This is a genomic window from Pseudomonas beijingensis, assembly GCF_030687295.1.
Taxonomy (GTDB): domain Bacteria; phylum Pseudomonadota; class Gammaproteobacteria; order Pseudomonadales; family Pseudomonadaceae; genus Aquipseudomonas; species Aquipseudomonas beijingensis.
In genome coordinates this window covers 3,003,139-3,021,669 of the sequence record NZ_CP117425.1, presented here as the reverse complement: position 1 = coordinate 3,021,669, position 18,531 = coordinate 3,003,139, and the positions used below count along the sequence as shown (strand labels likewise).

General features: G+C 61.9%; 13 protein-coding genes. 9 read left to right on the top strand and 4 right to left on the bottom strand.

Annotated features, from left to right (window positions below; genetic code table 11):
* Positions 1 to 99 precede the first annotated feature (99 nt).
* A complete protein-coding gene (gene rlmKL, locus PSH84_RS13675) occupies positions 100 to 2,370 on the bottom strand; it encodes a bifunctional 23S rRNA (guanine(2069)-N(7))-methyltransferase RlmK/23S rRNA (guanine(2445)-N(2))-methyltransferase RlmL (RefSeq protein ID WP_122567895.1) in 2,271 nt (756 codons plus the stop codon).
* A gap of 531 nt (positions 2,371 to 2,901) precedes the next feature.
* Between rlmKL and rmf the strand changes: the two genes are divergently transcribed.
* Positions 2,902 to 3,117 carry a ribosome modulation factor gene (gene rmf / locus PSH84_RS13670; RefSeq protein ID WP_003223300.1) on the top strand — a complete coding sequence of 72 codons (216 nt, stop codon included), beginning with the start codon at positions 2,902 to 2,904 and terminating at the stop codon, positions 3,115 to 3,117.
* A 288-nt stretch (positions 3,118 to 3,405) separates the two neighbouring features.
* Here the strand turns inward: rmf and PSH84_RS13665 are convergent, their stop codons facing one another.
* A complete protein-coding gene (locus PSH84_RS13665; protein WP_122567894.1) occupies positions 3,406 to 4,425 on the bottom strand; it encodes a quinone-dependent dihydroorotate dehydrogenase in 1,020 nt (339 codons plus the stop codon).
* A 232-nt stretch (positions 4,426 to 4,657) separates the two neighbouring features.
* Here PSH84_RS13665 and PSH84_RS13660 point away from each other — a divergent pair, with 232 nt between their 5' ends.
* From PSH84_RS13660 to cobA, 8 genes are all read left to right on the top strand, one after another.
* Positions 4,658 to 5,869 (top strand): CmpA/NrtA family ABC transporter substrate-binding protein, encoded by a 1,212-nt coding sequence (locus PSH84_RS13660; protein WP_305483061.1) that lies wholly within the window; start codon positions 4,658 to 4,660, stop codon positions 5,867 to 5,869.
* Between the two features lie 14 nt (positions 5,870 to 5,883).
* Complete coding sequence (locus PSH84_RS13655; protein WP_003199539.1) at positions 5,884 to 6,459, top strand: ANTAR domain-containing response regulator; 576 nt, start codon at positions 5,884 to 5,886, stop codon at positions 6,457 to 6,459.
* 451 nt (positions 6,460 to 6,910) lie between these two features.
* On the top strand, positions 6,911 to 8,122 hold the full coding sequence (locus tag PSH84_RS13650) for a nitrate/nitrite transporter (protein WP_305483060.1): 1,212 nt from the start codon (positions 6,911 to 6,913) through the stop codon (positions 8,120 to 8,122).
* 9 nt (positions 8,123 to 8,131) lie between these two features.
* Positions 8,132 to 9,802, top strand: a complete 1,671-nt coding sequence (locus PSH84_RS13645) for a bifunctional protein-serine/threonine kinase/phosphatase (protein WP_305470348.1) — start codon at positions 8,132 to 8,134, stop codon at positions 9,800 to 9,802.
* Positions 9,803 to 10,250: 448 nt separating this feature from the next.
* Complete coding sequence (gene nirB, locus PSH84_RS13640; protein WP_305483059.1) at positions 10,251 to 12,704, top strand: nitrite reductase large subunit NirB; 2,454 nt, start codon at positions 10,251 to 10,253, stop codon at positions 12,702 to 12,704.
* Entirely contained in the window at positions 12,701 to 13,018 is a 318-nt protein-coding gene (gene nirD, locus PSH84_RS13635) for a nitrite reductase small subunit NirD (protein WP_018605256.1), read from the top strand. Before nirB ends, nirD begins: the two co-directional genes overlap by 4 nt.
* Positions 13,018 to 15,735 (top strand): nitrate reductase, encoded by a 2,718-nt coding sequence (locus PSH84_RS13630; RefSeq protein WP_305483058.1) that lies wholly within the window; start codon positions 13,018 to 13,020, stop codon positions 15,733 to 15,735. The genes nirD and PSH84_RS13630 overlap by 1 nt, the downstream gene beginning before the upstream one ends.
* A 10-nt stretch (positions 15,736 to 15,745) precedes the next feature.
* Entirely contained in the window at positions 15,746 to 16,501 is a 756-nt protein-coding gene (cobA, locus tag PSH84_RS13625; protein ID WP_305483057.1) for a uroporphyrinogen-III C-methyltransferase, read from the top strand.
* Positions 16,502 to 16,752: 251 nt separating this feature from the next.
* Here the strand turns inward: cobA and PSH84_RS13620 are convergent, their stop codons facing one another.
* Positions 16,753 to 17,787, bottom strand: a complete 1,035-nt coding sequence (locus PSH84_RS13620; RefSeq protein WP_122567888.1) for an OmpA family protein — start codon at positions 17,785 to 17,787, stop codon at positions 16,753 to 16,755.
* A 107-nt stretch (positions 17,788 to 17,894) separates the two neighbouring features.
* Positions 17,895 to 18,485 carry an RNA polymerase sigma factor SigX gene (gene sigX, locus PSH84_RS13615; protein ID WP_003183614.1) on the bottom strand — a complete coding sequence of 197 codons (591 nt, stop codon included), beginning with the start codon at positions 18,483 to 18,485 and terminating at the stop codon, positions 17,895 to 17,897.
* Between the last annotated feature and the right edge of the window lie 46 nt (positions 18,486 to 18,531).

The window sequence follows — 18,531 nt, the reverse complement described above, 5'->3', positions numbered from 1 at the left end:
ACACAGCCTAAGTTATAGCTATTCGCCATCACTTTAGCCAGCCCCAAACGAGGCTAGAAGCCCTGAATTACAAGGCTTCGTGGATCCAATCAGGCCCAGTCAACGCGCCATGATTTTCCAGGCACGGTGGATCTTGCCGTTGCGGGCGAAATCCGGATCAATCGTCTTGGCGGTGATTTCTTCCACCGCATAGCGCTCGCCGAGGTTGTCCTCGAGTTGGAACTTGCGGAAGTTGTTGGAGAAATACAGCACACCGCCCGGGGCCAGGCGCGCCATGGCCAGGTCCAGCAACTGCACGTGATCGCGCTGCACGTCAAACACGCCTTCCATGCGCTTGGAGTTGGAGAAGGTCGGCGGGTCGATGAAGATCAGGTCGTACTCGTCACGACTGGCTTCCAGCCATGCCATCACGTCACCCTGCTCCAGGCGGTTCTTGTCGGAAAAACCATTGAGCGACAAGTTGCGCCGCGCCCAGTCCAGGTAGGTTTTCGACAAGTCGACACTGGTGGTGCTCCGGGCTCCCCCCTTGGCGGCGTGGACGCTGGCGGTCGCGGTGTAGCAGAACAGGTTGAGGAAACGCTTGCCGGCGGCCTCTTTCTGGATCCGCAGACGCATCGGTCGATGATCGAGGAACAGCCCGGTGTCCAGGTAATCGGTAAGGTTGACCAGCAGCTTCACGCCGCCTTCGTTGACCTCGGTGAACTTGCCCTGGGCGCTCTGGCGCTCGTACTGCTTGGTGCCGCTCTGACGCTCGCGGCGCTTGATCACCACGCGGCTCTTGTCCACGTTCAGCGCCTGGGGAATCGCCGCCAGGGCGTCGAACAGCCGGGCCGAGGCCTTTTCCGGGTCGATGGACTTCGGTGCGACGTATTCCTGGACGTGAACCCAGTCGTGATAGAGGTCGATGGCCATGGAGTATTCCGGCATGTCGGCATCGTAGACCCGGTAGCAGTCCACACCTTCACGCTTGGCCCATTTACTCAGCAACTTGAGGTTCTTTTGCAGGCGATTGGCGAACATCTGCCCGCCTTCGCTCAACCGCGCCTGCTCGACCACAGGGGCCGGTGCCGGCGCCGGTTTGATCGGGTTACCGTTCTTGTTGTACTGGCGCTCTTGCGGCACTTCGGGGGCTTGATCGTAAGCGGCTTGCTCGCGCTCGGCCTGGCGTTGCTCCGGGGTGCGACGCTCGCCAGTGACGAACTGGTCCGGCAGGACCTTGATCAGCAACAACTTGCACGGCAAGGCGCCGTTCCAGAACGAATACTGCTTGTGGCTGCGAATGCCCATGCGCTTGCCCAGGTCCGGCGCACCGGTAAACACCGCCGCCTCCCAGTTCAGGCACGCCTGGCGCAGGCGTTCGCCCAGGTTCTGGTAGAGATAAAGCAGGCTGGCTTCGTCGCCCAGACGCTCGCCGTACGGCGGGTTGCAGATCACCAGGCCTTTCTGGTTCTGATCCGGACGCGGTTCGAAGGTGGCAACTTCGCCCTGATAGATCTTGATCCACTCGCTCAGGCCCGCCCGCTCGACGTTGTTGCGGCCCGGTTGGATGAGCCGTGGGTCGGCTTCGTAGCCGCGAATCCACAACGGCGGCTTGGCCAGCCCGGCGGCGGCGCGTTCGCTGGCCTCTTCGTGGAGCTTCTTCCACAACGCCGGCACGTGGCCGAGCCAGGCGGTGAAGCCCCACTGCTGGCGACGCAGGTTCGGCGCCATGTCGGCGGCGATCATGCCGGCTTCCACCAGGAACGTGCCGACACCGCACATTGGGTCGGCCAGCGCCCCGCCTTCAGCGGCAATGCGCGGCCAACCGGCGCGGATCAGAATCGCGGCGGCGAGGTTTTCCTTCAGCGGCGCGGCGCCTTGCTGCAGGCGATAACCGCGCTGGTGCAGGCTGTGGCCGGAAAGGTCGAGGGAGAGGATCGCTTCGCCACGGTCCAGGCGCAGGTGGATGCGCAGGTCCGGGTTGAGCTTGTCGATGGACGGTCGCTCGCCCGATGGCGTGCGCAGCTTGTCGACGATGGCATCCTTGACCTTCAAGGCGCCGAAGTGGGTGTTGTCGATGCCCGAACCATGACCGCTGAACTCCACTGCCAAGGTGCCATCGGCCAGCATATGGTCTTGCCAGTCGACATCCAGCACACCGTGGTACAGGTCTTCGGCATCCTTCATCGGGAAGCGCTTGAGCACCAGCAACACGCGGTTGGCCAGGCGCGACCACAGGCACAGGCGATAAGCCGTTTCCATGTCGGCCATGCCGCGCACGGCCGAGGTGTGCTCGCGCGCCTCTTCAAGGCCAAGCCCGACGGCTTCCTCGATCAGCAGGCCTTCGAGGCCCTTGGGGCAGGTGAGGAAGAGTTCGAAACGATCGGACATGGGGTTTCCAGAGCCTTTGGCTAAGTGGGCCGGGCAACGCATTGCCGGGCCGGGTTCAGTCAGGTGCTTTTCTCAAGAGCACCCGCGTGGCACGAATGTGTGCCGTGCCGCCCTCGCCGCTCAGGTTAAAAGAGCTTTGATGCGAAGGCAGGTAAAAAATTCTGTGCAACAAATTGTGAAAACTCGACCCTTTCGTCGAATAGTACCTGAGTGCAACAGGGGGACATTCTCATTCAAGGAAAGGCCGTCCCCTTTGGCGCAGGGCCGATCATACAGGGGTCTTGCTCAAAAGCGGTCAATGAACATGAAGTTACTTATCGCCCTAACATCTTTACTGTTACGTGCTTATGACAAAACGATCATTCCATCCCTGTGACGCTTTGGTTAGAACTCAACACAGGTTGACGTCGCAACGGCGTCAACACCTCGGCTCGTCACGCCGGCAACGAGCCACCAACGGCAGAATGATTCTGCCCCGGCCTCGATAGAGGTCGACGCTAAGTAACAGTCAACAAGTGAGGGCAACACCCTATGAGAAGACTTAAGCGTGATCCGTTGGAAAGAGCATTTTTACGTGGTTACCAATATGGCGTTGGTGGTAAATCCCGTGAGCTTTGCCCCTTTACTCTACCGTCGGTACGTCAAGCCTGGATCAATGGCTGGCGAGAAGGACGCGGCGACAACTGGGACGGTATGACCGGCACTGCGGGTATCCATAGACTCAACGAACTTCACGCCGTCGGCTGACACAGGGCTTAATACTCAAGAACTCGACAATTTGAAACCCATATCGATTTAACCACGCACGTCCCATCCGGGCGGCGGGCTACGGCCCAGGGGGCTCCTTCGAGGAGCCCTTTTTAATGCCTGGGTTATTAACTTGAGTTGCAACATGTTGTGGCGAGGCCCTGTGGGAGCAAGGCTTGCCCGCGATGAAGACAACGCGGTCTGTCTGGAACCGAGGCGACCTTATCGCGAGCAAGCTTTGCTCCCACAGAAAACCTGCTCGCCACAATAGAGCCGAGCACTCCTGAATCAACCCAACGCCGCAATCGCATCCACCGACTCACGAATCAACGCCGGCCCCTTGTAGATGAAGCCCGAGTAAACCTGCACCAGGCTCGCCCCGGCGGTGATCTTCTCGGCGGCATGCCTGCCTTCGGTAATCCCGCCCGCCGCGATGATCGGCAAGCGCCCCGCCAACTCAGCGGCCAGCACCTTCACGGTGTGGGTGCTCTTGTCACGCACGGGCGCGCCAGACAAACCGCCCGCCTCGTCACCGTGCTCCAGCCCTTCGACGCCTTCGCGCCCCAGGGTCGTGTTGGTGGCGATCACCGCGTCCATGCCCGTCTCGATCAGGGCCTGGGCCACCTGGCTGGTCTCTTCGTCGGTCATGTCCGGGGCGATCTTGATCGCCAGTGGCACATGCCGACCATGGGTCAAAGCCAGTTCCGCGCGACGCCGGGCCAGGTCGGCCAGTAGTTGCTTGAGGGAATCACCGAATTGCAGGCTGCGCAGCCCCGGGGTGTTGGGAGAGCTGACGTTGACGGTCACGTAGCTGGCGTGGGCGTAGACCTTGTCCAGGCAGATCAGGTAGTCGTCGACGGCGCGCTCCACCGGCGTGTCGAAGTTCTTGCCGATGTTGATGCCGAGCACGCCCTTGTATTTGGCCGCGGCCACGCGGGCCAGCAGGTTGTCGACGCCCAGGTTGTTGAAGCCCATGCGATTGATGATCGCCTCGGCTTGCGGCAGGCGGAAGAGCCGTGGCTTGGGGTTGCCCGGCTGCGGGCGCGGAGTGACGGTGCCGATTTCCACGAAACCGAAACCCAACTGGGCGAAGCCGTCGATGGCCGCGCCATTCTTGTCCAGGCCCGCCGCCAACCCGACCGGGTTGGGAAACTCCAGGCCCATGACCGTCACCGGCAATTTCACCGGCGCCTTGCACAGCAAACCGTTGAGGCCGAGGCGTCCGCCCGCGCCGATCAAGTCCAGGGACAGGTCGTGGGAAGTTTCCGGGGAGAGTTTGAACAGCAGTTCACGGGCCAGGGTGTACATGGGCGGCTTTGACTCGGGCGACGAAATGAGGCGGCGATTATAGCCGGGCAACGGCGGCTCAAGCGAGGCGCCCGCACAAAACGATAGCGCTGGCATATGCCTTGCACCCTTTTGGTCATCAGCGCCCATGCCAGCGACGGAATGAGTGCCACACTGTTTTAAGGGACAACGGCGTCGTCGTCCGGTCTCCTGAGCCCGGACACGGCGCTTTTTTATGCGGAAGGTGATACCGATGAATGAAGTTCCAGCCAACCCCCTGGCCTGGGTCAACGGCAGCGATGCCCCGGAAAAGAGCGCGATCAACCTCGGTTTCATGGCCTTGAGCGACTGTGCCCCGGTGGTGGTCGCTGCCACCCAGGGCTTCGCCCAACCCTACGGCCTGACCCTGAACCTCAAGCGCCAAGCGTCCTGGGCCAACCTGCGGGACAAACTGGTCAGCGGTGAAATCGATGCCGCCCACAGCCTGTATGGCCTGATCTATGCGGTGCATCTGGGCATCGGCGGCGTGGCACCGACCGACATGGCGGTGCTGATGGGGCTGAACCAGAACGGCCAGAGCATCAACCTGTCCCATGGCTTGCAGGCCCAAGGCGTGACCAGTCCTGAAGCACTGGAACGGCACGTGCACCAAACTCGCCCGAAACTGACCTTCGCCCAGACCTTCCCCACCGGCACCCACGCCATGTGGCTCTATTACTGGCTTGCAGCCCAGGGCATCCACCCCTTGTCGGACGTCGACAGTGTGGTGGTGCCGCCGCCGCAAATGATCGCGCACCTGCAAGCCGGGCGCATCGACGGGTTTTGTGTCGGCGAGCCGTGGTGCGCCAGCGCGGTGAAGCAGAACCTCGGTTTTACCCTTGCGACCACCCAGACCATCTGGCCCGACCACCCGGAAAAAGTCCTGGGCTGCACCCAGGCGTTCGTCGAGCAATACCCCAATACCGCCCGGGCCTTGGTGATGGCAATCCTCGAAGCCAGCCGCTTCATCGAACAGAGCAACGAAAACCGCCGCAGCACCGCGCAACTATTGAGTGCACCGGAATACCTCGACGCCCCGCTGGACTGCATCGAGCCGCGCCTGCTGGGGATCTATGCCGACGGCTTGGGCAACAGCTGGCAGGATCCCCACGCAATGCGCTTTCATGGCGGCGGCGAAGTGAACCTGCCGTACCTGTCCGACGGCATGTGGTTCATGACCCAGTTCCGTCGCTGGGGCCTGCTGCGTGAAGACCCGGATTACCTGGCCGTGGCCAGGGACGTCCAACAGCTCAAACTGTACCGTGAAGCCTGCGCTGCACTCGACATCGCGTCTGCGGACCAGGACATGCGCAGCAGCCAACTGATCGACGGCACCACCTGGGACGGCTCGGACCCGGCCGGGTACGCCCGCAGCTTCAAACTGCACGCCTTGAGCGATGCGGCTCCCCTTCTCGCCAGCCGCTGACAGGAGCCACGACCATGCTGCGTATCCTGCTGATCAACGACACCGCGAAAAAAGTCGGCCGCCTCAAGGCTGCCCTGATTGAGGCCGGCTTCGAAGTGATCGACGAATCCGGCCTGACCATCGACCTGCCGGCGCGCGTCGAAACGGTGCGTCCGGACGTGATCCTGATCGATACCGAGTCACCCGGACGCGATGTGATGGAACAAGTGGTGCTGGTCAGCCGCGACCAGCCACGACCGATCGTCATGTTTACCGACGAGCACGACCCCAATGTGATGCGCCAGGCGATCAAGTCGGGCGTCAGTGCCTACATCGTCGAAGGCATCCACGCTGCGCGCCTGCAACCGATCCTCGACGTGGCCATGGCCCGCTTCGAAAGCGACCAGGCCCTGCGTGCCCAACTCCTGGCCCGGGACCAGCAACTGGCCGAACGCAAGCGCATCGAACTGGCCAAGGGCATGCTGATGAAGATGAAGGAGTGCAACGAAGAACAGGCCTATACCCTGATGCGCCGCCAGGCCATGAGCCGCCAGCAGAAGCTGATCCAGGTGGCGGAGCAGATCATTGCCATGAACGAGTTGCTCGGCTGACAGCCTTGTAGCGCCTGGCCTGACGCCATCGCGAGCAAGCTCGCTCCCACAGGTCCTGTAGCCACTGGAGTTCCAATGTGGGAGCGGGCTTGCTCGCGAAAGCGGCTTTCCATTCAACATCGATGTCGACTGACCGGACGCCTTCGCGAGCAAGCCCGCTCCCACAGGTATTGTGCCCACTGAAGATCCATTGTGGGAGCGAGCTTGCTCGCGATAGCCCTCACGCCAATCCCTCCTGTTGGCACAGATCTCGCTTAAGCAATCCCACAGGTAACCAACGGCGGTTGCCCCACCTACGACAAAGACGTCGCACACCCACCTTGCCTCTCTGGCAATCCGGGTTGCGGCGTTTTTTTGTTTTGGCTCTTCGGAGCCGGTGGTGCGACCACAGACGGCGCACTGCTTCTGAGCACTGACTCATTTCTCGAGACTTTTACAGCTGAGGTGCGCGATGAATTCAAGCTTCTGGAAATCCGGCCACACCCCGACACTGTGCGCGGCCTTCCTCTATTTCGACCTGAGTTTCATGGTCTGGTACCTGCTCGGTCCACTGGCAGTGCAGATCTCCGCCGACCTGCACCTGACCACCCAGCAACGCGGCCTGATGGTCGCGACGCCGATCCTGGCCGGTGCCGTACTGCGTCTGTTCATGGGCTTGCTGGCCGATCGCATCTCGCCGAAAACCGCCGGCATGGTCGGCCAGGTGATTGTGATCGGTGCGTTGTTTTGCGCCTGGAAACTGGGCATCCACAGCTACGAACAAGCCCTGCTGCTCGGCCTGTTCCTGGGCGTGGCCGGCGCTTCGTTCGCCGTGGCCCTGCCGCTGGCTTCCCAGTGGTATCCGCCACAACACCAGGGCAAGGCCATGGGCATCGCTGGCGCCGGTAACTCGGGCACCGTGCTCGCGGCGTTGATCGCTCCGGTCATGGCCGTAGCCTTCGGCTGGACCAACGTGTTCGGCTTCGCGCTGATCCCGCTGGTGTTGACCCTGGTCCTCTTCGCCTGGCTGGCCAAGAACGCTCCCGAACGGCCGAAAGCCAAATCCATGGCCGACTACCTCAAGGCCCTGGGCGACCGTGACAGCTGGTGGTTCATGTTCTTCTACAGCGTGACCTTCGGCGGTTTCATCGGCCTGGCCAGCGCCCTGCCCGGCTACTTCAACGACCAATACGGCCTGAGCCCCGTCACCGCCGGCTACTACACCGCTGCCTGCGTCTTCGGTGGCAGTCTGATGCGTCCCTTGGGTGGCGCCCTGGCGGACCGTTTCGGTGGCATCCGCACCTTGCTCGGCATGTACACCGTTGCTGCAGTCTGCATCGCCGCGGTGGGCTTCAACCTGCCGAGTTCCTATGCGGCCCTGGCCCTGTTCGTTTGCACCATGCTCGGTTTGGGTGCGGGCAACGGCGCGGTGTTCCAACTGGTGCCACAACGCTTCCGTCGCGAAATCGGCGTGATGACCGGGCTGATCGGCATGGCCGGCGGCATCGGCGGCTTCGCCCTGGCGGCGGGCATGGGCGCGATCAAACAAAGCACCGGCAGCTATCAACTGGCCCTGTGGTTGTTCGCCAGCCTCGGTGTCCTGGCCTGGTTCGGCCTGCACGGTGTCAAGCGTCGCTGGAGAACCACTTGGGGTTCGGCAGCCGTCACCGCTGCTCGGGTATAACCTGCAACCATGAGCCTGCAATTGAGCTTCGCCGAAGCCAGTGCCATCGGCCCGCGGGAGGAAAACCAGGACGCCCTGCGCCTGGTCACCCCCGCCCCGGCCCTGGCCGCCAGCAAGGGTTACCTGTTCGCCATCGCCGACGGCGTGAGCCAATGCGCCGATGGCGGATTGGCCGCCCGTTCGACCTTGCAGGCCCTGGCCCTGGACTACTATTCCACGCCGCAAACCTGGGGCGTGGCCCAGGCGCTGGACCGCTTGTTACTGGCGCAGAATCGCTGGCTGCAGGCCAACGGTGGCGGGCAACCGCTGCTCACCACCGTCAGCGCCCTGGTCCTGCGAGGCCGGCGCTTCACCCTGGCCCACGTGGGTGATTGCCGGGTCTATCGCTGGCACGCCGATCACTTGCAACGGGTCAGCGAAGATCACGTCTGGGAACAGCAAGGCATGCAGCATGTGCTCAAGCGGGCCCTGGGACTGGATCAACACCTGATTCTCGACTTTCTCGACGGTGAACTGCGCACCGACGAAACGTTCGTGTTGCTCAGCGATGGCGTCTGGGCCGTCCTGGGGGACACGGCCATCGCCGGCATCCTTCGCGACCAACCGGACCTGGACCTCGCGGCCCAGACGCTGGTCAACGCCGCGCACCTGGCCGGCAGCCAGGACAACGCCAGCGCGTTGTTGGTGCGGGTCGATGCCCTGGGCGAAGCCAGCATCGGCGATGCCTTGATCCAACTGCAGCAATGGCCCCTGCCCCCCATGCTGAAACCGGGCCAGGTGTTCGAGGGCTGGCAGGTCGAAGGCCTGCTTGGCCAGAGCCAGCAATCGTTGCTCTACCGGGTACATGACGGCCAGGGCCAACCCTGGTTGCTGAAAACCTTGCCCGTGCAGCTACGGGACGACAGCCGGGCTGGACAGGCCTTGCTCTCGGAGGAATGGTTTCTCAAGCGCGTCGCCGGGCGGCAGTTTCCCGAGGTCCATGGCGTTCCCCAGCGTCAGCATTTGTACTATGTGATGCGCGAGTATCCGGGCGCGACCCTGGCCGAGCTGTTCAACCAGGCCGGGCCATTGCCCCTGGCCCAATGGCAGGACCTGGCGCAACGGCTGATGCGGGCGGTGGGCCTGTTGCATCGAAGGCAGATCTACCACCGCGACATCAAGCCGGAAAACCTGCACCTGGGTGACGACGGGGAGTTGCGCTTGCTGGATTTCGGCCTGGCCTACTGCCCGGGCCTGTCCGAGGACCAGGCCAACGTCTTGCCCGGTACGCCCAGCTACATTGCCCCGGAAGCCTTCGGCGGCACCGCACCCACGGCGCAACAGGATTTGTATGCCGTCGGCGTGACCTTGTATTTCCTGCTGACCGGGCACTATCCCTACGGCGAAATCGAAGCCTTCCAGCGCCCGCGCTTTGGCGTGCCGGTCAGTGCCAACCGCTATCGGCCGGACCTGGCTGAATGGCTTGGGCAAAGCCTGGAACGCGCCGTCGCGGCGGACCCGGGCCAGCGCTTTGAAACCGCCGAGGAATGGCTGTTGCTGCTGGAACAGGGCGAACGCCGCAGCTTGAGCGTAAGGCCCAGGCCGTTGCTGGAAAGGGAGCCGCTGAAGGTCTGGCGGACGTTGGCACTGGTGTCGTTGGTGGTGAATGTTGTGTTGTTGTTTCTGATGTTTCACAGCTGAAATCCGGTCGTCCCCATCGCGAGCAAGCTTTGCTCCCACAAGGGACCTGCTGTCACAGGGCATTTGCTGCCACAAGGGATCTGCTGTGGGAGCAAAGCTTGCTCGCGATGGCGGCCTGCCTGCCACTAAAAAGCTATCGGCCCCACGCTCCATTACCGGGCAACACGCTTTGATTCGGTGCAATAAACCCCACCCCAATCCGCTCAATCAGCTCGCTGCTCAATAAATCCGCACCTTAGAGCCAGTTGGCACAACCACTGCATAACCTCTCTCACCATACATAAAGCAACGCCTCCAACGATGAAGGCGGTGCTTCCCGAGAGAACGGGACCAGGACAAAGGCGTCCTCGCTAGCTTGCTAGCGGGACGCCTTTTTTTGTTTTCGTAAAAATTGCCGAGCCAGTCCGATCGCCGTGATGAAACGGACCTGAGCTTGCGGAGAACCCTGATGAAAAAACTCAAACTGGTGATGATCGGCAACGGCATGGCCGGGGTTCGAACCCTCGAGGAACTGCTCAAGCTGAGCAACGAGCTGTACGACATCACGGTGTTCGGCGCCGAGCCCCACACCAACTACAACCGCATCCTGCTCTCGCCGGTGCTGGCCGGTGAGCAGACGTTCGAAGAGATCGTGCTCAACGACCTGAGCTGGTACCTGGACAACAACATCAAGCTGCTGCTCAACCGCAAGGTGGTGGAGATCGACCGGATAAAGCGCCGGGTCATCGCCGAAGACGGTAGCGAAGCCGAATACGACCGCCTGCTCATCGCCACCGGCTCCACGCCCTTCATCCTGCCGATCCCCGGCAACAGCCTGGACGGCGTGATCGGCTACCGCGACATCGCCGACACCCAGGCGATGATCGATACCGCCAAGACCCACAAGCACGCCGTGGTCATCGGTGGCGGCCTGTTGGGCCTGGAAGCGGCCAACGGCTTGAAGCTGCGGGGCATGGACGTGACCGTGGTGCACCTGGGCGAATGGCTGCTGGAACGGCAACTGGACAAGACCAGCGGCCAACTGCTGCAAACCGCCCTGGAAAACCGCGGCCTGAAATTCCGCCTCAGCGAACAGACCCAGGCCTTGCACGATGCCGGCAATGGCCGGGTCGGGTCGGTCCAGTTCAAGAACGGCGACATCATCCCCGCCGACCTGGTGGTGATGGCCGCCGGCATCCGCCCCAACACCGAACTGGCGGAAAAATCCGGCATCCCGTGCAACCGCGGGATCCTGGTCAACGACACCATGCAAACCTACGACCCACGCATCTACGCCATCGGTGAATGCGCCAGCCACCGCGGCACCGCCTACGGCCTGGTGGCACCGCTGTTCGAACAAGCCAAAGTCTGCGCCAACCACCTCGCGCAACTGGGCTTCGCCACTTACAAGGGTTCGGTCACGTCGACCAAGTTGAAAGTCACCGGCATCGACCTGTTCTCCGCCGGCGACTTCATGGGCGGCGAAGGCACCGAGACCATCACCCTGTCCGACCCCATCGGCGGCGTCTACAAAAAACTGGTGATCAAGGATGACGTGCTGGTCGGTGCCTGTCTGTACGGCGATACCGCGGACGGCGGCTGGTATTTCCGCCAGATCCGTGAGAACCACGGCATCAGCGAGATCCGCGATCACCTGATGTTCGGTGAGAATGCACTCGGCGACGTAGGCCACCAGGGCCAGGACAAAGCCATGAGCATGGCCGACAGCGCCGAAGTCTGCGGCTGCAATGGCGTGTGCAAGGGCACCATCGTCAAGGCGATCCAGGAACACGGGCTGTTCAGCGTCGATGACGTAAAAAAACACACCAAGGCCGCCAGTTCCTGCGGTTCCTGCGCCGGCCTGGTGGAACAGATCCTGATCAACACCGTCGGCGGTGCGGCGGACGTCAAGCCGAAAAGCGAAAAAGCCATCTGCGGTTGCAGCGACCTCAACCACGGCCAGATCCGCCAGGCGATCCGCGACCAGCACCTGCTGAGCATCGCCGGGACCATGAGCTACCTGAACTGGCGCACCCCGAACGGCTGCGCCACCTGCCGTCCGGCATTGAACTACTACCTGATTTCCACCTGGCCCGGCGAAGCCCACGACGACCCACAGTCGCGCCTGATCAACGAACGCGCCCACGCCAACATCCAGAAAGACGGCACCTACTCCGTGGTTCCACGGATGTGGGGCGGCGTGACCAACCCCTCCGAGCTGCGGCGCATCGCCGACGTGGCCGACAAATACAACGTGCCGATGGTCAAGGTCACGGGCGGGCAGCGCATCGATTTGCTGGGGATCAAGAAGCAGGACCTGCCCGGCGTCTGGAAAGACCTCGACATGCCCTCCGGCCACGCCTATGGCAAGTCCATTCGCACCGTGAAGACCTGCGTGGGCAGCGAGTTCTGCCGCTTCGGCACGCAGAACTCCACCCAACTGGGCATCGAGCTGGAACACGACCTGTTCAACATGTGGTCGCCCCACAAAGTGAAGCTGGCCGTCTCCGGTTGCCCACGCAACTGTTCGGAAGCCGGGATCAAGGACGTCGGCATTATCGGCGTCGATTCCGGCTGGGAGATGTACATCGGTGGCAACGGCGGGATCAAGACCGAGGTCGCCGAGTTTTTCGTCAAGCTCAAGACCGCCGAAGAGGTGCGTGAATACAACGGCGCCTTCCTGCAGCTCTACCGTGAGGAAGCCTTCTACCTCGAACGCACCGTGCATTACATGCAGCGGGTTGGCATGGAGCACATCAAGAAAGCCGTGCTGGAAGACCCCGAACGACGCAAGGCCCTCCACGAACGCCTGAAGTTTTCCCTGTCGCTGGAACAGGACCCTTGGAAGCAACGCCTGGAACAGCCTCAGTTGAAGAAAGAGTTCGAGGCCATCCCCGTGAAGAACCTGGAGGTGCCGGCATGAACTGGTTGGATATCTGCGCACTGGAAGAGATCAACATCCTCGGTTCGCGCATCATCAATGGCCCCAAAGGCGATATCGCGATATTCCGCACCAGCGACGATGAAGTGTTCGCACTGGATGACCGTTGCCCGCACAAGGGCGGCCCGTTGTCCCAAGGGTTGGTCTACGGCAAGCGCGTGGCCTGCCCGCTGCACAACTGGCAGATCGACCTGGAAAGCGGCCAGGCCCAGGCCCCCGACGTGGGCTGCGCCCATCATCATTCGGCCCGGGTCGAGAACGGCCGGGTGCAACTAGCCCTGCGGGATGCAAGCTGATGAACCGCCAGATCACTGCCTCCACCTGCTGTTATTGCGGGGTCGGTTGCGGCGTCCTGATCGAGCATGACGGCGAGCGCATCCTCGGCGTCAGCGGCGATCCCGCCCATCCGGCCAACTTCGGCAAACTGTGCAGCAAGGGTTCCACCCTGCACCTGACCGGCGACCTCGCCGCTCGCGCCCTGTACCCGGAACTGCGCCTGGGCAAAGGCCTGGCCCGGGCCCGTACCGACTGGGACAGCGCCCTGGATCACGCCGCCAGCGTCTTCGCCGAGACCATCGCCGAGCACGGCCCCGACAGCGTGGCGTTCTACATCTCCGGCCAGTTGCTGACCGAGGATTACTACGCATTTAACAAACTTGCCCGGGCATTGGTGGGCACCAACAACATAGACAGCAATTCCCGGCTGTGCATGTCCTCCGCCGTGGTGGGCTACAAACGCAGCCTCGGCGCCGACGCCCCACCCTGCAGCTACGAAGACCTGGAACTGAGCGACTGCGTGATGATCGTCGGCAGTAACATGGCCTACGCCCATCCCATCCTCTTTCGCCGCCTCGAAGAGGCCAAATCCCGCCGACCACAGATGAAAATCATCGTCATCGACCCCCGGCGTACCGACACCTGCGACCTGGCGGACCTGCACTTGGCGATCCTGCCCGGCACCGATGTCGCTTTGTTCCATGGGATTTTGCACCTGCTGCTGTGGGAAGACTGGGTCGACCGCGACTTCATCAAGGCCCATACCGAAGGCTTCGCAGACCTGAAGAACCTGGTGCGCGACTACACCCCGGCCATGGTCGCCCAGTTGTGCGGCATCAGCGTCGAACAACTGCACCAGTGCGCCGAATGGGTCGGCACGTCGCCAAGCTTCCTGTCGTTGTGGTGCATGGGTTTGAACCAGTCCACCGCCGGCAGCGCGAAAAACAGCGCCCTGATCAACTTGCACCTGGCCACGGGACAAATCGGTCGACCGGGTGCAGGCCCCTTCTCTCTGACCGGCCAACCCAATGCCATGGGTGGACGGGAAACCGGCAGCCTGTCGAACCTGCTGCCGGGCCATCGCGAAGCCGCCAACCCGGAGCATCGCGCCGATGTCGCCCGCTATTGGGGTGTCGAGCAATTGCCCGCCACCACCGGTTTGAGCGCCATCGAGCTGTTCGAACAGGTGCGCAGTGGCAAGATCAAGGCCTTGTGGATCGCCTGCACCAACCCGGCCCAGTCGATGCCGGACCAGACAGCGGTACGTGAGGCGCTGCAAGCTTGCCCGTTCGTGGTGTTGCAGGAAGCCTTCCGGACCACCGAGACCGCCGCCTTTGCCGACTTGCTGCTGCCGGCAGCCAGCTGGGGCGAGAAAGAAGGCTCGGTGACCAACTCCGAACGGCGGATTTCCCACGTCCGTCGGGCCGTCGGCGCACCGGGTGAAGCACGTCCGGACTGGGCAATCACAGTGGATTTCGCACAGCGCCTGGAGAAACGTCTGCGCCCGGGCCAAACCAGCCTGTTCGCCTTTGACACCCCGGCCCAACTGTTCGATGAATACAAACAACTGACCCGAGGCCGCGACCTGGACTTGTCCGGCATCAGCCATGCCCTGATCGATCAACTCGGCCCCCAGCAATGGCCCTTCCCCGAAGGCGCCACGGTCGGAACGGCGCGCCTGTACGTGGACGGGATTTTCCCGACCGACAACGGCCGGGCGCGTTTCGTGGCCGATCCCTATCGCGCCGCCCAGGAACTGCGTGACGCCCGCTACCCATTGACCCTCAACACTGGCCGCCTGAGGGACCAGTGGCACGGCATGAGCCGTACCGGCACCGCCGCGCAGCTGTTTGGTCATGTGAACGAAGCCGTGCTCAGCCTGCACCCCGACGAAATGCAGCGCCATCGCCTGCAAGCGGGCGACCTGGTCAACCTCAAGAGCCGTCGCGGCAGCGTGATCGTGGCCGTGGACAGCGACGACAGCGTGCGCCCGGGCCAGGCGTTCCTGCCCATGCACTGGGGTGATCGGTTCCTCAAGGGCGGCGTGAACACCCTGACTCAACCGGCCTTCGACCCCTTGTCGAAACAACCGGAACTCAAGCACAGCGGCGTGCGCCTGGAACCGGTGAACCTGCCTTGGCAGTTGTTCGCCTTGATCGAAGGCGATGTTCAACAACATTTGGAGGCGCTGCGCCCCCTGTGCGAGGGGTTTTCCTACGTCAGCCTGAGCCTGACCGGCCGTGAGCGTCCCGCATTGCTGATTCGCGCTGCCAGCGCCGTCGCGCCAGAACCGCAACTGCTCAAGGCCATCGACGAGCAATTGGGCCTGATCGACGGGCCGGTACTGGCCTATGACGACCCGCGTCGCGCCATCGGTAAACGGGTGCGCATCAAAAACGGCCGCATCACCGCCATCCGCCTGGCCGGCGAAACCCTGGCCCGGCACTGGCTGCAGAACCTGTGGCTGGAAGGCCGTGCCGATGAACAACTGCGGCGCTGGCTGCTGGCGCCTTTGAGCGCGCCGCCGGGCAATGTCGGCGCTACAACGGGTGGCAGCAAAACGCTGTGCAACTGCATGAACGTGAGCCAGCGTGCGATCTGCGCAGGCATCGAGCGTGGCTTGGACTTGCAGGGGCTCAAGCAAGAATTGGGCTGTGGCACGCAATGTGGTTCTTGCGTACCGGAAATCAAACGTCTGCTGGTTGCCACGGCGCAACCGCTGGCGGCTATCTCGTGAGGAAAACACTATGAACGCAAAAGTCTGGCTGGTGGGTGCAGGTCCCGGTGACCCTGAATTGCTGACCCTCAAAGCCGTGCGCGCCTTGGGCGAGGCCGACGTGGTGTTGATCGATGACCTGGTGAATACCGCGGTGCTGGAACACTGCCCCGACGCGCGCATCATTGCCGTGGGCAAGCGCGGCGGCTGCCGCTCCACACCGCAGGCTTTCATTCATCGGCTGATGCTGCGTTATGCCCGCCAGGGCAAATGCGTGGTGCGCCTCAAGGGTGGCGACCCGTGCATCTTCGGCCGCGGCGGTGAAGAGGCGCAGTGGCTGCGCGAGCATGGCGTCGAGGTGGAACTGGTCAACGGCATCACCGCAGGCCTCGCGGGGGCGACTCAGTGCGATATTCCACTGACCTTGCGCGGAATTGCCCGGGGCGTGACCCTGGTCACGGCCCACACTCAAGACGGCAGCAGCCTGAACTGGCAAGCCCTGGCGCAAAGCGGGACCACCTTGGTGGTGTACATGGGCGTGGCAAAACTGAGCGAGATCCGCGAGCAGTTGCTGGCCGGTGGCCTGGCGGCGAACACGCCCGTGGCCATGATCGAAAACGCCTCCCTGCCCCACCAGCGTGATTGCCGCAGCGACCTGGCCTCGATGGAAGCCGATGCCAGCACCTTTCAACTCAAGAGCCCGGCGATTCTGGTGATTGGCACGGTGGCCGGCGCTGCCGAACTGGCCGACTCCTCGCCGACCTGGGCCCAGGTTTCAGCCCTCTAACAGACACCCATGTGGGAGCGAGCTTGCTCGCGATTGCAATGTATCAGCAGCCTGGAGGGTGACTGACACACCGCAATCGCGAGCAAGCTCGCTCCCACATGGGATTGAGTACGACCGAGAGAGACAGGCCGCCATCGCGAGCAAGCTCGCTCCCACAGGTCTTGTGTGTTCCAACCCACCCCATGATTTTCATAAATCCCAGGCAAAGAAAAGCCCGGCCTAAGCCGGGCTTTTCCAAAGCTGTGGGCTAATTACTTAGCTTGGGCTTCAACCTGCGCTTCTACGCGACGGTTAACTGCACGACCAGCGTCAGTGGCGTTGTCGGCAACTGGGCGGGATTCGCCGTAGCCAACAGACTGAACGCGGGACGATTCAACACCGTACTGGTTGGTCAGAACTTGCTTAACGGCGTTTGCACGACGCTCAGACAGTTTCTGGTTGTAAGCGTCAGGACCGACGGAGTCAGTGTGACCTTCAACAGTAGTGGTGGTGGATGGGTACTGCTTCATGAAGTCAGCCAGGTTCTTGATGTCGCCGTAGCTGTTAGGCTTGACAGTCGACTTGTCGAAGTCGAACTTGACGTCCAGCTCAACACGAACGACTTCAGCAACAGCTGGGCAGCCATCAGCGTCAACAGTTACGTTGGCTGGGGTGTCAGGGCACTTGTCGACGTTGTCGCACACGCCATCGTTGTCGCTGTCGGAGCAGACTTCAGCCGGAGCTGGAACTGGAGCAGCAGCAGGCTTGGAGCCGCCACCGAAGTTCACACCGATACCGACGCTTGGTGCCCACTCGGTGTCGCCCTGGTCGATGTTGTACTGAGCTTCGACGCCAGCACGGGCGTAGAAGTTGTCAGTGAAATACAGCTTGGCGCCGCCACCAACGTTAGCGAAGGTAGAACGGTTACGACCGTTGCTGCCATTCTGGTCGATGCTCTGGTCCGAGAAACCGGCAGAGACGTAAGGACGCAGCATGTCGCCTGGGTTGTTGAAGTGGTACAGAGCGTCCAGAGCGGTGTTGGCGCCCTTGACGTTAGTGCCGTCTTCGGTACGTGCGTTGTGCACTTCGTCGTAGGCCAAACGCAGTTCAACGTCGTCGGTCAGGAAGTAACCAACCGAACCGCCGAACAGGTTGCCGTTGTTCTTGAAATCACGAGCGCTGTCGAACATTTCTTTCTTGGCGAAGCCTTCGATTTCAACTGCGCCTTGGCCTTGTGCCAGAGCGCCGAACGAAGTGGCAGCAATCAAAGAACCAATGGCAAAGCCCAAGGTGTTTTTCAGTTTCATCCGTTAAATCCCCATCTGGTGATTGTGAAGCAGTCCCGCAAACCGGGGGACAACTCGGCGGCAAGTCTATCAGAACTTGCCTACACGTAAGAGATATTTGCGCCGAACTAAGTTTCAGCAATGCCCGCAAATTTCTCACGCAATTTGTCAAGAGCGCGCTTGTAACGCATTTTTGTCGCGCTCAAACCCATATGCATTATGTCTGCGATCTCCTGGAATTCCAGCTCTGCGACAAATCGTAGCACCAGAATTTCCCGGTCGATCGGGTTTACATAGACCAACCAGCGATCGAGTCCACCCTTTTCCTCGGGCTTGGGCGCCTTGTCTTCCGACGCTTCCTCGAGAGGGTCCAGGCTCAATGCGTCCATCAAGCGACGCTTTCGCCGTTCCTTGCGATACTGCGTGATGCATTCGTTGTACGTGATGCTGTAGAGCCAGGTCTTGAACTTCGATTTCCCCTCGAAGTTCTTCAGGCCATACAGCACCTTCAACATCACCTCCTGACAGACATCGTCAGCATCACGATCGTTCCCTAGATAACGCGCACAAACGTTAAATAAAGTTCTCTGGTAGCGACGCATCAACTCTTCATAGGCGCGTGTTACGTGAAACAGCTCCGTATGCGCGCGCGCGACCAACTCCTCATCGGAGAGATCACGGGGGTCGTAGCGCGTGGATAGCGATTGGGGTTTGTTCAAAACAAGTCGGGCCGACAGTCTAGGTCAATGTGCGCCACAGCCTGTG

What these genes read in the sequence shown, in the direction of transcription:
- PSH84_RS13650 (WP_305483060.1), top strand. Translation starts at nt 6,911, where the DNA reads ATGAATTCAAGCTTCTGGAAATCCGGCCACACCCCGACACTGTGCGCG.
- nirB (WP_305483059.1), top strand. Translation starts at nt 10,251, where the DNA reads ATGAAAAAACTCAAACTGGTGATGATCGGCAACGGCATGGCCGGGGTT.
- PSH84_RS13645 (WP_305470348.1), top strand. Translation starts at nt 8,132, where the DNA reads ATGAGCCTGCAATTGAGCTTCGCCGAAGCCAGTGCCATCGGCCCGCGG.
- cobA (WP_305483057.1), top strand. Translation starts at nt 15,746, where the DNA reads ATGAACGCAAAAGTCTGGCTGGTGGGTGCAGGTCCCGGTGACCCTGAA.
- PSH84_RS13660 (WP_305483061.1), top strand. Translation starts at nt 4,658, where the DNA reads ATGAATGAAGTTCCAGCCAACCCCCTGGCCTGGGTCAACGGCAGCGAT.
- nirD (WP_018605256.1), top strand. Translation starts at nt 12,701, where the DNA reads ATGAACTGGTTGGATATCTGCGCACTGGAAGAGATCAACATCCTCGGT.
- PSH84_RS13655 (WP_003199539.1), top strand. Translation starts at nt 5,884, where the DNA reads ATGCTGCGTATCCTGCTGATCAACGACACCGCGAAAAAAGTCGGCCGC.
- PSH84_RS13665 (WP_122567894.1), bottom strand. Translation starts at nt 4,425, where the DNA reads ATGTACACCCTGGCCCGTGAACTGCTGTTCAAACTCTCCCCGGAAACT.
- PSH84_RS13620 (WP_122567888.1), bottom strand. Translation starts at nt 17,787, where the DNA reads ATGAAACTGAAAAACACCTTGGGCTTTGCCATTGGTTCTTTGATTGCT.
- rlmKL (WP_122567895.1), bottom strand. Translation starts at nt 2,370, where the DNA reads ATGTCCGATCGTTTCGAACTCTTCCTCACCTGCCCCAAGGGCCTCGAA.
- PSH84_RS13630 (WP_305483058.1), top strand. Translation starts at nt 13,018, where the DNA reads ATGAACCGCCAGATCACTGCCTCCACCTGCTGTTATTGCGGGGTCGGT.
- rmf (WP_003223300.1), top strand. Translation starts at nt 2,902, where the DNA reads ATGAGAAGACTTAAGCGTGATCCGTTGGAAAGAGCATTTTTACGTGGT.